Source organism: Microbispora cellulosiformans (assembly GCF_008728085.1).
Classification (GTDB): Bacteria; Actinomycetota; Actinomycetes; order Streptosporangiales; family Streptosporangiaceae; genus Microbispora; species Microbispora amethystogenes.
Genome location: NZ_VYTZ01000014.1, coordinates 170,124 through 183,101, shown reverse-complemented (window position 1 = coordinate 183,101; position 12,978 = coordinate 170,124). Strand labels below are relative to the sequence as shown.

10 protein-coding genes are annotated in these 12,978 nt (G+C 66.5%); 6 read left to right on the top strand and 4 right to left on the bottom strand.

From position 1 onward, the window contains the following. Positions 1-387: 387 nt before the first annotated feature. Both F5972_RS30230 and fxlM read right to left on the bottom strand, forming a co-directional pair. Positions 388-1,131, bottom strand: a complete 744-nt coding sequence (locus F5972_RS30230) for a hypothetical protein (RefSeq protein WP_225312031.1) — start codon at positions 1,129-1,131, stop codon at positions 388-390. 717 nt (positions 1,132-1,848) lie between these two features. Further along, positions 1,849-3,069 (bottom strand): methyltransferase, FxLD system, encoded by a 1,221-nt coding sequence (gene fxlM / locus F5972_RS30225; protein WP_191910383.1) that lies wholly within the window; start codon positions 3,067-3,069, stop codon positions 1,849-1,851. 910 nt (positions 3,070-3,979) lie between these two features. Here fxlM and F5972_RS30220 point away from each other — a divergent pair. After that, complete coding sequence (locus F5972_RS30220; RefSeq protein WP_225312030.1) at positions 3,980-5,737, top strand: serine/threonine-protein kinase; 1,758 nt, start codon at positions 3,980-3,982, stop codon at positions 5,735-5,737. 379 nt (positions 5,738-6,116) lie between these two features. Here the strand turns inward: F5972_RS30220 and F5972_RS30215 are convergent, their stop codons facing one another. Together F5972_RS30215 and F5972_RS30210 are read right to left on the bottom strand one after the other, a co-directional pair. Further along, complete coding sequence (locus F5972_RS30215) at positions 6,117-6,677, bottom strand: GNAT family N-acetyltransferase (protein ID WP_150938360.1); 561 nt, start codon at positions 6,675-6,677, stop codon at positions 6,117-6,119. Positions 6,678-6,700: 23 nt separating this feature from the next. Continuing rightward, positions 6,701-8,131: a helix-turn-helix domain-containing protein gene (locus tag F5972_RS30210; protein ID WP_150938358.1), complete on the bottom strand. Its 1,431-nt coding sequence runs from the start codon at positions 8,129-8,131 to the stop codon at positions 6,701-6,703. 265 nt (positions 8,132-8,396) lie between these two features. Between F5972_RS30210 and F5972_RS30205 the strand changes: the two genes are divergently transcribed. The 5 genes from F5972_RS30205 (at position 8,397) to F5972_RS30185 (ending at position 12,970) form a co-directional block, all read left to right on the top strand. Continuing rightward, complete coding sequence (locus tag F5972_RS30205) at positions 8,397-8,951, top strand: ATP-binding protein (RefSeq protein WP_150938354.1); 555 nt, start codon at positions 8,397-8,399, stop codon at positions 8,949-8,951. Positions 8,952-9,168: 217 nt separating this feature from the next. After that, the gene (locus tag F5972_RS30200; RefSeq protein WP_150938352.1) at positions 9,169-9,423 is read left to right on the top strand and encodes a DUF397 domain-containing protein; all 255 of its coding nucleotides are present in this window, start codon (positions 9,169-9,171) and stop codon (positions 9,421-9,423) included. A gap of 184 nt (positions 9,424-9,607) precedes the next feature. Next, positions 9,608-9,790 (top strand): FxLD family lanthipeptide, encoded by a 183-nt coding sequence (locus tag F5972_RS30195; protein ID WP_150938350.1) that lies wholly within the window; start codon positions 9,608-9,610, stop codon positions 9,788-9,790. Between the two features lie 82 nt (positions 9,791-9,872). Continuing rightward, positions 9,873-11,906: a lantibiotic dehydratase family protein gene (locus tag F5972_RS30190; protein ID WP_225312029.1), complete on the top strand. Its 2,034-nt coding sequence runs from the start codon at positions 9,873-9,875 to the stop codon at positions 11,904-11,906. Next, positions 11,903-12,970 carry a lanthionine synthetase C family protein gene (locus tag F5972_RS30185; RefSeq protein WP_150938348.1) on the top strand — a complete coding sequence of 356 codons (1,068 nt, stop codon included), beginning with the start codon at positions 11,903-11,905 and terminating at the stop codon, positions 12,968-12,970. The genes F5972_RS30190 and F5972_RS30185 overlap by 4 nt, the downstream gene beginning before the upstream one ends. The last annotated feature ends 8 nt before the right edge of the window (positions 12,971-12,978 follow it).

Below are 12,978 nucleotides of genomic sequence, written 5' to 3'. Positions count from 1 at the left end.
GTGCCGTCCTGCGGCTACGGCTACGTGAGCCACAGAACAACATGTGAGGCGGATTTCGCTCTCATCTAAATACGGTGACCGGATCGGCTCGACCGTCCGCACCCCGCGACGTTTTACCAATGTCACCGCGCACTATACGAACGGTCAGGAGGCTTACCGCTCTACGGCACGAAACCAAGCCGTAGGACAGCACCATACGAGCGAACATCGCGCCGAATACGTGAAGGTGCACACGGCGAGTTTCGTTCTCCCTTGAATACGGGAGTTGAGGCAGCCCAAGCGTCCGTACTTGCCCGGCTACTTTTGGACTCTCAATCAAGGCGGGCATCCTGAGGGCATGAAAAAGGGCCTCAGAAGGCTCTCTGAGGCCCTTCTCAGCCGGTTGCGTCAGTCCTCTGCGCTGTTGGTTCCGCCGTGCACCATCGCGCTCCTGGCGTCGTCAAGACGCTCCGACAGTTCGCGCCACTCCGCGCGTGCGGCATCACGCACCCGGATCACGTTCCGGCGAGAGCCGTACGCGCCCCCGTAGCGCTTCTGAGCTACCTTGTTCAGGACCCCCGCACGGCCCAGATCATCGGCCTGACCCGCTACCTCCATCACATCTGTGATGGTTGGGAAGTCCTGACCGTCTCCGAACGCCTGACGGAAGATGACGGCACTGTTCTGCGCAGTGCAGAAAGCTACGGCCGCCCGTGAGACGTTCTCAGCGTGTGGCAATCCACGCATGAGCTGAGCGCCGGGTGTGGCGTCGACCTCGCTCGGAGGAACATCGATGCGGTATCCGTTCCGGGCGGCAGCATCGCGAACCGCCCACCTCTGCAAAGTGGTCCGCGTGATTGTCATCTCACCGCCATCGCGCCGGACGTAGACCCATGCGGGGGACCCTGCCGTGCCTTCAGGAGCGGTACGGCAGGAAGCGATTATGTCTCGGATCCGCTGGGCGAAGAGAAGAACCGCATCCTGCGTGACGTCATCCGAAACGTCATCGGTGCCGTACGGCGCGTGTCCCTGCTTAACTATCGTGGCGCTTCCGTCCATGCGCTTACGGGATCGCGTCGCGTCGACCGTCCGGCAATAGCCGCGTGCCAGCCGCCGGATTTCCGCCCAATCTTCCGACGTCACCCTTGCCATGTCTTCCGGCGTAAGCGTCTCCCCGGGAACGTTGGTGGGAACACACTTTCCAGGAGCCACCCCGTTGGACATCTTCTATCTCCGATCTCTTCTATAGGAGCGCGCCTTTCGCGCCCCCACTGCCTTTGATCGGTTCAATTCAATCTCAGAACGGCGTCCAACTCAACGACATTCGGCGTTTCTTTACCCTATTTGGCCAATGATAGCCTGGCCAGGCAAGGAATCGGATTGGCAAGGAAATGACACTCGGAGAGAGGGTTGAGAAATCAAGCAAGCCGGAGACAGGAGGTCAGCCAGATTGAGAGTGAGCTTTAATTGACCTCATAGGCGATACGGGAAATCGAAAAATATATATTCCGACGCCCCTGGAATCCAATAATAGAAACAGAATTACCGCGCCGGCCCCCGTCGGTCCTCTGATAGGTGGTGTCTGTCAGTCAGTCGGGCCGCCGAGTGGCTGGGGTTCTACATCCCTGACCTGGGGTTTCGCTGCCCTGCCGTCAGCCGCTCTCAATCGGCTGCCCACTGGCTTGTCATTGGTCATCTGAACGGTCATCGCCTCTGGAAACGGCGCGGAGCGCTGCCGGTTCAGAACGGCAAGCACTTCGCGCAGCATTCGCCCTGGCTTACGCAAGAGACGGGACCTGCTGCAGCAAGCAACTCCTCATCCATCGGCGTCTCGGCACTGACGTACAACCCCTGCTGATAGTGCAGGGCTCAGGCCCAGGCCATGACCAGTTGTGTGTGCCGCTTGCGGAAGATCCGGCCGACAGTTGGATTCGGCACTGTGGCGTCGGCGGGGTAGAGGCTGAAGGTTGGCTCAGGATGGTGGCGCCAGGCGTGATCCCAGACCTTGATCTGGTCATGGAGCCGGAGAGCGAGCTCGGCGCCGTAGTGGCCGTGTCCGTACACCCCGAGCTCGTAGTGCACCGCCGCAGTCGCACGTGGCTGGGCGTCGCGAAGGGTGAGGTAGGCGAAGCTGTGGGGGGTGATGAGAGCCGGGCAGTACCAGCGCAGGGCGGTCTGGACGAGATCGCGGTCACGATCGGGGTCCTGCCAGATCATGCCGAACCTGTCCTCGACTGTGGCCAGCCACAGGTTGAGGGTGTCGAACGGTTCCCCTCTGCCGACCTCGACGCCGGTGCACAGCTCGGTGCGGGGTTCGACCAGCGCCCGGTCGAGAGCGCCGATGTCGAGCTCGGGGCCGTCTTCGATCGTCAGCTTGACGGCTCCACCAGCGAGGACGGCTTCTTGGTCCTTGTGCGCCCCGGCCCCTTGCATGGGGATGAACCCGCACACGGTGGGGTCCAGGCCCTGGAGCCGGTCGCCGTCGCGGACGAAGGTGATGGACCTGGTGATGGTGGCGAAGCGTAGGGGAACCACCATCCGGCCCTCCGGGGCAAGGAGCCGCCCCCAGGGGCAGTCCCAGGCGCCGGCGGTCACGAGGATGGCGTCGAACGGGCCGTACTCGTTGGCAGCGTGCTCGGCGTCGCCGAGAACGACCTTGACCTTTGGATATTCGGTGTCGGCCAGGAAGCGGGCCGCCCGCTCGGTGACCCAGGGATCGATGTCCACAGTGACCACGAAGCCGTCTGGGCCGATGATCTCGGCGATGAGCGCGGCGTTGTAGCCGCCGGAGCCGATCTCCAGGACTCGCGCGCCGCGGGTCAGCCGGGCGGCCTCCAGCATCTCGGCTTGCAGCCAGGGCGCACTGATGGAACTGGTCGCCTTGCCGTCGGGGTCGCGTTTGGTGACGACGACATCCTGGGCGGAGTAGGCGGCGTCGAGCGGCGCTTCCGGTGCGAACCTTTCTCGAGGGACCTTCGCGAAGGCGGCGGCGACCTCAGGGGAGCGGATCGAACCCCACTCCCTGAGCGCGGTGACCAGCTCGGTGCGCAGGCGATCGGCGGACTGCGGTGAACGAGCGTCGGCGGTCACTCGCCCGACGTTAGCGGAATGGCCGCTGTATCCAGCGCGGTTTCGGCTGAACGCCGCCAGCCTGGGCCGGATCAGGATGACGGAAGCCCGTCATGACGATGCGCCTCGCTCGTCTCCCAGCAGGTGACACGGCTCCCAACGCCTCGAGGCCCGCACCCGTACGGAAGACACGATGACCAGCCCCAGAACCACCCTCGACGTTAACGATCGGCGACACCCTCCTCAAGGCGATGGCGCGCACGCTGGCGGGCCCCTGAGCCGCTGGGTCCCACTGGCGGCACCGTCCGTCCCGGCACCGTCAGCGTCATGGCCGAAGTTGTGGTCCTCGTCCGCCAAGTCGGCTACGAGCGGGCTGGCGCTGGCCCGGTCACTTCTTCCTCTTCCACGAAGGCATCGATCTGAGCTGGAGGTTGTCGGACTTCGGATGCACAGGTTGGTTCGCCCCCGGCGTCGCCGTCCACCATCCGGCAACCGACCTCGCCCGGCACGCCCCCTTCTACCGCCTCGGCGTCTGGTTCGCCGGTCTGTGGGAAGGCATGAAGGATGGGTATGGTCAGCGCCGGCCGACGTCCTGGTTTACCCGTGCTGCGGCTGACCTTCGCTGGCCGTCCCCCAATGGTGTGAGCCCGTTCGCATTGTCCTCTGGGATGCAGAATTGGGGCCCTGAAGACTACCTGCGAGTTCGCGGCGAGGTTCCGCGACAGAGAGCGCCAGGCCCTCGAAGCTAACTTGACCAGACATGACGAGCGCAGCTGTGGCACGGATTGCCGCAGGGCGCACGAACGACCTGTGCGACTTGCCGTCCTGTCTTACGCAGTCGGCGTCTCACAAATCTGATCTTCCACATTGCCGGGTTGAGATATATGCTCTCTCACCCAGTAGATCGTTCCAAGAGTGAGAGTGCGCTCCTGTGGCTCGTAGCGAGTTGACGTCAATTGACCCGAAGCGCATCGGACGTTACCGATTGCTCGCCCAACTGGGTACTGGGGGTATGGGGAGGGTCTACCTAGGACGGGCTAGGAACGGGCCGCCTGTAGCCATCAAGGTCGTGCGCCCAGAACTAGCCAACGACGACAGCTTCCTGGCGCGTTTCCGCCGTGAGGCAACAACACTCCTCCTTGTAGGAGGCAGCTTCACAAGCCGCATCATCGAGATGAACCTAGAGGCCAGCCCTCCTTACCTCGTCACCGAGTACGTCGATGGCCCATCTCTTTCTGATTACATAGCTCAAGAAGGGCCTTTAGAGGCTGAGGCCACCCGCAAGATTGCGATTGGACTCGCTGAAGCACTCCGGTCGATCCATACAGCGGGGGTAGTGCATCGCGACCTCAAGCCCAGCAACATCCTGCTTTCCGCCGCTGGCCCCAAGGTCATTGACTTCGGAATCGCTCAGGCACTCGATGCCACATCGATCACGCGCACCGGGGTCGTTGTGGGGTCTGCCGGATACATGGCCCCAGAACAGTTCGAAGGGCGGGGAGGTCCACCTGCGGACGTCTTCGCGTGGGCCTGTACGGTGGTGTTGGCCGGGACGGGTAATCCACCGTATGGCTCCGGTCCACTGGAGGCTGTGGTCTTCCGTCTCCGTAATGAAGTTCCGAACCTTGATGGCTTGCCCAAAGATCTCCAGTCGATTGTCGCTACTGCTCTGAAGAAGGAGCCGGCAGAGCGTCCGACGGCTGATGAACTGGTTAGGTTACTTATTCCGGACTCGGAGACGACCACGGATCAAACCACCGAGTTGACCTTGAATCTTCAGGTGAAATCCTGGACCGAACCGCTGCCCCAATGGGGCCGCGAGCAAGAGAAGCGACGTAAACGAATCTGGCTGTTCAGCGGAATTGCAACTGCTATAGCAGTCGGTGTTGGAGTTCCGGTACTACTTCATGAAACTTCACAGTTCGGTGGCGTTGAACCAGATTCCAAGATTCGGCAAGATCCGAGCGTTTCTCCAACAGCGCAGCCGGTAGTAGTCGCAGCGCCCACTGCACCCAGTAAATCGTCCCCATCCAACACGAAGCCGACAACTCCCCTAGAAGTCGCCCGTGCTTCTCTCGCTGTAGCCGAGGCTATGGGAACGGCAAGGTTCAGCTTGAAGTCGTCGGGGTGGGACGAGATGGGGTTCGATGCTGATGGGGAGCTGGCATTCCACCCGCCTGCTGCCACCCGCTACCGGATGGATCTGAGCTATTTCGGCAACGACGAGAATAAGTCATCCATAGCAAATATAACACTTATCGGCAACCGTGGTTTCGACACCGCGTCCGAGAATCCGACGGATGCCGATATTGGAGCAGGCGTCGCCGACGAGAATCTCCCCGAGCCCTTCATGACAGCCCGCCGAGTTCGTTGGGCGAGTTCGCCGTTCACCGTCCAAGATCTTGTGGCTGCATCTTCCAACGTCAAGAAGAGTGTGATCGGAGGGCAGATTTTTCTCAAGGGGAGCGCCCCGATGTCGAAGATGGCAAAGTCCGCCACTGTGGGGCCGCTCTACAGGTTCCTATCCACCTTCTCGAAGAATCGTAGTGTAAAATTCACAATTGTTATGGATCAAAACCTTGCCCCCACCCGGGTAATTCAGTCCATCCCGGTTTTCGAGGGCTCGGACATACCGATAACGACCACATACAGCGACTGGGGCATGCCGTCAGAGCCGGAAAACCCATGACGCCGCAGGGCCCTGGGCGCAGGGTGCGAAGAGTCCCTCATCGAGCAGAGCGCGTTTGAGCTCGTTCGTGCGGCGGCCCAGCACCGGCGCGTCGGCGCCGACTGCACCGTCCCGACGACCCGCCAGCCCCACCGCTCATACGGCGCGTGCGCCGCTACCTGCGGATGCGACAGTAGGACAGCCGTGCCCGCGGTAGGCCGGGCGCAGCATCAGCTCGATTACCGCGGCCTTCGGCGCCGCCTTCACCTCGGTTGGCGGCTCGCTTCGCACGTGCCCCACCGGTGGCCTGTCTCCGCGCCCGGGCCGCTCGAGCCCGATCACACCGAGCCGCCACCCGACCGTGTGACCTGCTCGCGACTCCGGCAGGCGGCGTCGAGGTTTACTGTGCCAGGGGAAGCTGAAGAATCAGCACGTCCATCAGGGGCGCGTCGGGCCAGCCTGGGCAGAGACGGGCGACAGGCTGCCAACCCCATCGGACGTAGGCGGCGTAGGCCGTGGTGTTGTCCGGCCGAACCAGCAGTGTGGCGCGTCGTTCGCCGCGGCCGGCCAGGAGCTCATCGTGCAAGGCATGCGCGATCCCCTGTCCAGTCCAGGCCCGCCGCACCATGATCTCCGAAAGGGCGAAGGTACGGGTGCCGTCCTCGACGATGAAACCCGGCTCGGGTTCAGCTTCCAGCCCGTTCCACCACCGCGTTTCAGGAGGCAGAGGCCAGCCCCATGCCTGGCCCACCGGCTCGTCACCCGCGTACGCCATGACGAGGTCGAAGCCGTCCCGGCTGGTGTAGGCGTCGAAGCGGGTCATGAAGGCCTGGTCACTGGCGAATGCGTCACCAGTGGCGATCCGCTCGGCGTAGGCGTCGCGGTGGATCAGTGACACGACCTCACGCTGCTCGCGGGCGCCGGCGGCGTCGAACCGCTTGAAGATCACAGGTTCGGTCATGCTGTTCCTCCGGGTTCTCAGGATCAGACGAGGGCCAGCGCACGGGCGGCCTGGTCGAAGCGTTCGCAGAACTCCTCGTCGAAACCCTCCGCCTCGTGCCGGACGGGCCGCAGTTCATTGAGCACCCGGACGGAGGTCAGCCGTTCTCCCAGATCCGGAAGGAGCTGCATGCCCTCCTTGACGGCGGTCCGGTGGTCCCCGGCTGCGGAGGTGGCCGCAGCGAGCCGGGCGCGGTAGTAAGCGCGGTCACGGGGCGAGCGGGCCGGGTCGCCGAGAACCGACCGATACAGGCGGGCGGCGCGCCCGGGGTCGCCGAGTGCGATCCTGCCCATCGCCTCGTAGCCGGCTATTTCCGACTGGGTGACGAAGGTGCTCCAGGGGTGGTCGGTGTCGTGGGCGCCGCGGTCGAGCTCGTTGCGGGCCCGGCAGATCGCGGCACGGAAGGCCACCTCGTCGTCGAGCTGGGCGTGGGCGAGTGCCTGGCGAAGCGCGATCAGCGCGTGCAGGGTGGCGGAACGGGCGTGCCGGGCGGCATCGGCCGCGCGGTCGGCGAACCGCAGCGCCTCGCGCGCGGTGCCCCGGCGGCCGGTGATCCTGGCCAGATGGGTCGCCTGCTGGGCCATGTTCACATACACGTGCACGATCAGCTCGGTGTCGCCGGAGCTGCCGGCCAGCAGCGCGGCCTGACCGTACAAGGTGCGGGCAAGGGGCTGGTTGCCGGAGTCGTAGGCGAGCCAGGCAGTGACGATGCCGAGGTCGGCGGTCGTGACCAGCAGCTGCCTGCCGACCTGATCGGTGTAGTCGGACTCGTCCAGCATCGCCCGTACTCGGGTGAAGGTCTTCATGGCCTGGCGCAGCAGGCCGGCGCCGCCGATGGTGCGGTCCTGGGTGCGCAGCCGCGACAGGACGGCCTGCAGATAGCGGACGTGCGCGCGATCGACCCGCTCGGGAGGGGGCAGCAGCGCGGCCACGACTAATCCCGAGGTCACGGCGCCGAACTCCCGGCGGTCGAGGTCCACGTCGACTCCCCAAAAACCGGCCTCATCGTCGCTTCCCAGACTGGCATCCTCCCGGCCCAGGATGAGCGGCAGCAATGCCGCTCGGGGCATCCCGAGCTCGTCGCAGACGCGGAGAATTTCCCGTACGTCGTGGAAGGTGTACCGCTGGCGTCGTTCGACTTTGGTCACCACGGATTGGGACCAGCCGAGCAGGTTGCCGAAGTCGAGCTGGCTCAGCCCCGACGCTCCGCGCATGATCGCCAGCACCGCCCCCATGTCGAGCCGGGCGAGTGCCTGCCGCAGAGGCAGCGAATCCCAGACCCAGGTGGGAGTGACGCCGGTCGACTCCCGGGCCGAGGTGAGGCAGGGGCTGCAGAGCGGGTCCGGGTTGTACCGGCTGAGCTTGGCGAAGCGGCATGCCGGGCAGACGCGGTCGCCGTTCGCACTCGGGTCCATCGGGGCCCTCCGCCAGCCAGTGATGTACGTCGTCTTGATGGTGCCCGCGCCGCTGTTGGATCGGGGAGAGCGTATCTCCAGCTCACCTTTCTCGTAGGCCAATCTGGCCTAACCTGCGACGGCCTGGCTGGGACACAACGGCGTTGGCTCTCTCCGCGGCAGGGGCCACGCTCGCAGTAGCAATCCCATGAGAGACCCTCTCGTCGCTCACGGTCACCACGACGGGGCGGCGTTCTCCCGGAAGACGCCTGCTCAGGAGACCTTGATGGATGTGCTTATTGCCCCGACCCAGACGCCACCACCAACACCCGAAGAACCAGTGCAGATCCCCGCTGAGGACCGCCTGATCCGGGTTAGCGCCTGGCAGTTGAGCCGCGAAGGCGGCCCACAGCAGGCTCGGCGTCTGTTGCGTTCGCACGTCGCCGAGCACGTGGACGGCCCCGCGCTCGATGAGGCGGACGTCGTGGTCAGTGAGCTGGCGACCAACGCGTTCGTGCACACCGGAGGTCCGTGTGAGCTGCGACTGGTTCAGTACGCGGGGTTCCCCATCGTCTATGAGATCGCTGACGTCGGCGACCAGGAGGACATCGTTGCCAAACGGCTCGCCGAAGCCCTCGTGTGCCCGGCTGTGGCCGACGACCCCGATATCGCCCACCTTGACGAAGGCGGCTTCGGCCTGAGCATCGTCGCCGCCCTGACCAAAGGGCACTGCGGCGTGCGCCCGGCCCGGCTGTATCACAGCACGCAGGCGGGCAAGGGTGTCTGGTTTGCCCTTCCCGCGCTCGGGCGCCGTTCATGCGGCTCCGCGACATCCGGATAAACCCACCGGACCCCGGTCGCCTCCGGAAAGGGCGCCCTGGGTCGCGATGCCATTGACAGCTCGGCGGTGTAGTTGAGCGCCCCCTGCCCGAGTTGGCGTAACACGTCCCCTGTCTCCCGCATCGTCGAGCACTCCGCCCGGCCCGCGCGCACCACGGCGCGGAACACCCGGGCCGGAATCTGTCCCATCCCGCTGACACGAAGATCGGAGATAGTCCATGCCGCAACCCTGCTTCGCGCTGTCCAGCGTTTCCTGGCGGAAGAGCAGCCGGAGCGCCAACAACTGCGCCTGCGTTGAAGTGGCCGTTTTGCCGAGCGGCGAGGTCGGCGTGCGCGACAGCAAGAACCAGGACGGCCCTGTCCTGCTGTTCACCCCCGCCGAATGGGACGCATTCATCAACGGGGTGAAGGACGGCGAGTTCGACCCCGAGCGGTTGGCCGCGAACGTTCAGGCTCCGTCCCTGCCGGTGTAGCTGCCGACAAGGGGCGGTGGTGGCTGGGTCCGTCTCCTGAGACGCCGGCCACCAGCACGTCCCCGAACCGGTGCGGTTCGGGGAGTCCACATCGGGAGGACGCGATCGCACGGCGGTCCGGCTCCCCAGAGCCCGGCCATCGGGCGGTCACCGAGGTCCCTACCACCAAGGATCAGGAGCAAAAATGAGCACGCAGACCATCACGCGGAGCGCCGAACCGCGCCAGCACGCCAGCGACGAGGCCGACGACCCGTTCCAGCTCGACATCACCTTCATCGAGAACACGCCGGCGACCGAGACGGTGCTGTTGTGCAGCACCGGCGACAACTGCGGGAGCTCCTGCCCGAGCGCCTGCACCACCTCGTAGCCCAGGTCCAGCCCGGCGGCGCGGGCCGGACGGACGGTTCCCTCCGGCCCGCGCCCTTCCTGTCAAGAACGGAGTGTGGGTGATGACGCGCTTACGACACAGCCTGTACCGGGTTGCCGGTGAGGGGATGCTGCGCGCCGCGGTGCACCTCACCGGGCCGGACCTGCCGCCCTGGCCGGGTCCCACAGCGCCCCTCGAGCGCTGGCGTTCGTGGCTGGCGGCAGTGTGGGCCGATGACGCCTTTCGGCAGGCTGGGTCCTGCGCCAGCCCGGATCTGGACCGCCAGGTCCAGGCGATCCTCGGCAGGCTCTCGGTGAAGGTACGCCGGGCGCGCCGGGCGGCACTGGCCACCGCCCGGTACGCGATCAGGTACGCGCGCCGCTCGACACCGTTCGGCCTGTTCGCGGGCGTCGCCCTGGTCGAGTTCGGCCACGTGGCTGAGGTCCGCTTCGGGGAGTTGCACCAGGCTGTTGCCCGGCCGGAGCCGGTGGCGCTGGACGCGGCGGTCAGCGGCTGGGAGGCGGACGGCGAGCAGGTGGCCGACGTCGACGTATGCGTCAACAACCTGGCACGTCAGCGGGCCGGGCGCGTCTACGTTCCGTCCGAGGGCGCTTCGGAGTTCTCGCTCGCGCTGACGCCCGCGGTCGCGCTGGCGCTGGATGCGGCCCGGGTGCCGATCCGGTACTCGACTCTGACGGACAAGCTCGCCGCCCAGTTTCCGGGTACGGACGAACGCCATCGGACGGGGCTGCTCGCGGAGCTCCTGCGGGTGCGGCTGCTGCGGTCGTCGCTGCGTGCACCCGCCACAGTCGTTGACCCGGCCGATGCCCTGCCGGCCGCCCTGCGGGATACCCGGAACCGGACGGCGGCGCTGGATCTGCGGCTGGACGCGACGGTGTGGCTGCCGACGACGGTCGTGACGGAGGCGGAGACCGCCGCGACGGTCCTGACCCGGCTCGCCATGTACCCGACGGGGACTCCGGCATGGCGCCGTTACATCGAGCAGTTCGCCGACCGGTACGGCGAGGGCGTCGAGGTGCCGCTGGAGCTGGTGACGGATCCCGAGAGGGGCTTGGGCTTCCCCGAGGGATTCGGCCAGGTGTCCGAGCCACCCCGCCCGATGACCCGCCGGGACCGGCTGCTTCTGGAGTTGGCCGCCACCGCAGCCGTCTCAGGCAGTCGATCGGTGGTCCTGTCCGGCGCGGTGATCGAGCGGTTGGAGGGCGCCGCGGGCAAGCGTACGGTCACCCCGCCCCACCTCGAACTGTGTGTGCAGCTGCAGGCGGCCTCGACGCGGGCTCTCGACGCCGGAGACTTTCGTCTTCGGGTGTTCACCGTCTCTCGGGCGGCCGGTTCGATGACGGGGCGGTTCTGGCATCTGTTCCCGCAGACCGGCGCGACGTACGCCGGCCTGCCCACGGTCGAGCCTGGCGCTGAGCTGGTCCAGCTGTCCTTCCACGCCGGCCGCGTGTCGGCCGATCTGCTCACCCGTGCCCCGCAGGTGCTGCCCCGGCTGGTCAGCGTCGGGGAGTTCCGGCACCGTGGGAAGGGTGTGCTGTTCCCTTCCGATCTGGCTGTCGGTCTCCGCGACGGCCGCCTCTATCTGACCGAGGCCGCCACCGGGACGCACGTGGAGGTGCTCGCACCGACCGCGATCAACTTCCTGTGGAACAACTACACCCCTCCCCTGGCTCGGTTCCTGGCCGAGATCAGTCGGGCCACCACTCCCCAGGTGACGTGGTTCGACTGGGGCGCGGCCTGGACCCTTCCGTTCACCCCGGCGTTGCACTACCGGCGTTCGATCCTGGTGCCCGCACGATGGAAGCTGCCGACTCACGAGTTGCCCGGTCGCACCGCGACGCTGGATGAGTGGACCGGGCGACTGCACGCATGGATGGGCCGGTTCGGCCTGCCGGACCGCGTGCTCCTGGCCGAGGACGACCAGCACCTTCCGCTTGATCTGCGCCAGGACATGCACCTGGACCTGCTGCGCACACACCTCGCCTCCAGTCCGACCGGTGTCGCGATCCTGTACGAGGCGCCACCATCGGATGCCGACGGCTGGATCAGCGGACGGGCCCACAGCCTCGTTGTCCCGCTGAGGGCACGCTCATGACGGCGACTCTTCCCCGCACGCAGGACCTGTCCGAGGGCACGCTCGGAGTGGCGCTGCTGCACATCGAGCGCGGTGACCTCGCATTCGCTCGAAAGACCTTGGCGCAGGCGGTTGCAGGCGGTGTCAGTGCCGGAGGCAACGCGTCGTTGTTCCACGGCGCCCCGGCACTGGAGTTCGTGCTCAGCCGTGCCGGGCGCGCCGACCGCGACGTCCGGGACGCCGTCGACCGCGTCGTGGCCGCCCGACTGGCCGCAGCACGGCGGCGGCAGGCCCGCGAGGCGCTGCCGCATCTCGCGGAGTTCGACCTCATCCGGGGCTTGGCCGGGCTGGGCGCGCTGCTGCTGACCCGCGCCGACGCCTCGCCACTGTTGGAAGAGGTGCTGGACTACCTGGTTTCCCTGTTCCGGCCGGTCCGCATCCAGGGCCGGGAGCTGCCGGGCTGGTGGTCGGATGCCGGGCCCGCCGATGAACAGATGCCCGGCGGACACGGCAACAACGGTGTCGCACACGGCATCGCCGGCCCCCTGGCGGTGCTGTCCCTCGCCGCCCGGCGCAGCATCCAAGTGCCAGGACAGCATGATGCCATCGAGGTGTTCGCGCGCTGGCTGGACAGGTACGGCTGCTGCTACTGGATCACCTGCGACCAGCTGTCCGATCCCGAGCCGCCTAAGCCGCAGGTCGCGCGCCCGTCGTGGTGCTACGGAGAACTCGGCATCGCCCGCACCCGGCAGCTGGCTGCCATCGCCCTGAACGACCCGGCCCGCCGGCTCGCGGCAGAGGACACCGTCGTGCGCGCCCTCGCCGACCAGGCCCGCCTCAGCCGGATCACCGATGCCTCGCTGTGCCACGGCTGGGCCGGCCTGCTGACCGTGGCCCGTGCCGTCGCCGATGACAGCTCCGACCCGGACCGGTACACGCCGCTGATCGAGGACCTGACAAATCGCCTGGCCGCTGACCTGGACCGGCTGTCCAAGCCCGGATTCATGGAAGGCCGTGCCGGCGCGCAACTGGCCCTGGACGGCACGAACACGACCGGCTGGGCCAGGGCCCTGCTGATCACCTGACCCCGCCG

Excerpts from the sequence above, each read along its gene's own strand:
- F5972_RS30230 (WP_225312031.1), bottom strand. The coding sequence starts at position 1,131 with ATGGCAAGGGTGACGTCGGAAGATTGGGCGGAAATCCGGCGGCTGGCA.
- F5972_RS30215 (WP_150938360.1), bottom strand. The coding sequence starts at position 6,677 with ATGACCGAACCTGTGATCTTCAAGCGGTTCGACGCCGCCGGCGCCCGC.
- F5972_RS30210 (WP_150938358.1), bottom strand. The coding sequence starts at position 8,131 with ATGGACCCGAGTGCGAACGGCGACCGCGTCTGCCCGGCATGCCGCTTC.
- F5972_RS30205 (WP_150938354.1), top strand. The coding sequence starts at position 8,397 with ATGGATGTGCTTATTGCCCCGACCCAGACGCCACCACCAACACCCGAA.
- F5972_RS30200 (WP_150938352.1), top strand. The coding sequence starts at position 9,169 with ATGCCGCAACCCTGCTTCGCGCTGTCCAGCGTTTCCTGGCGGAAGAGC.
- F5972_RS30195 (WP_150938350.1), top strand. The coding sequence starts at position 9,608 with ATGAGCACGCAGACCATCACGCGGAGCGCCGAACCGCGCCAGCACGCC.
- F5972_RS30190 (WP_225312029.1), top strand. The coding sequence starts at position 9,873 with ATGACGCGCTTACGACACAGCCTGTACCGGGTTGCCGGTGAGGGGATG.
- F5972_RS30185 (WP_150938348.1), top strand. The coding sequence starts at position 11,903 with ATGACGGCGACTCTTCCCCGCACGCAGGACCTGTCCGAGGGCACGCTC.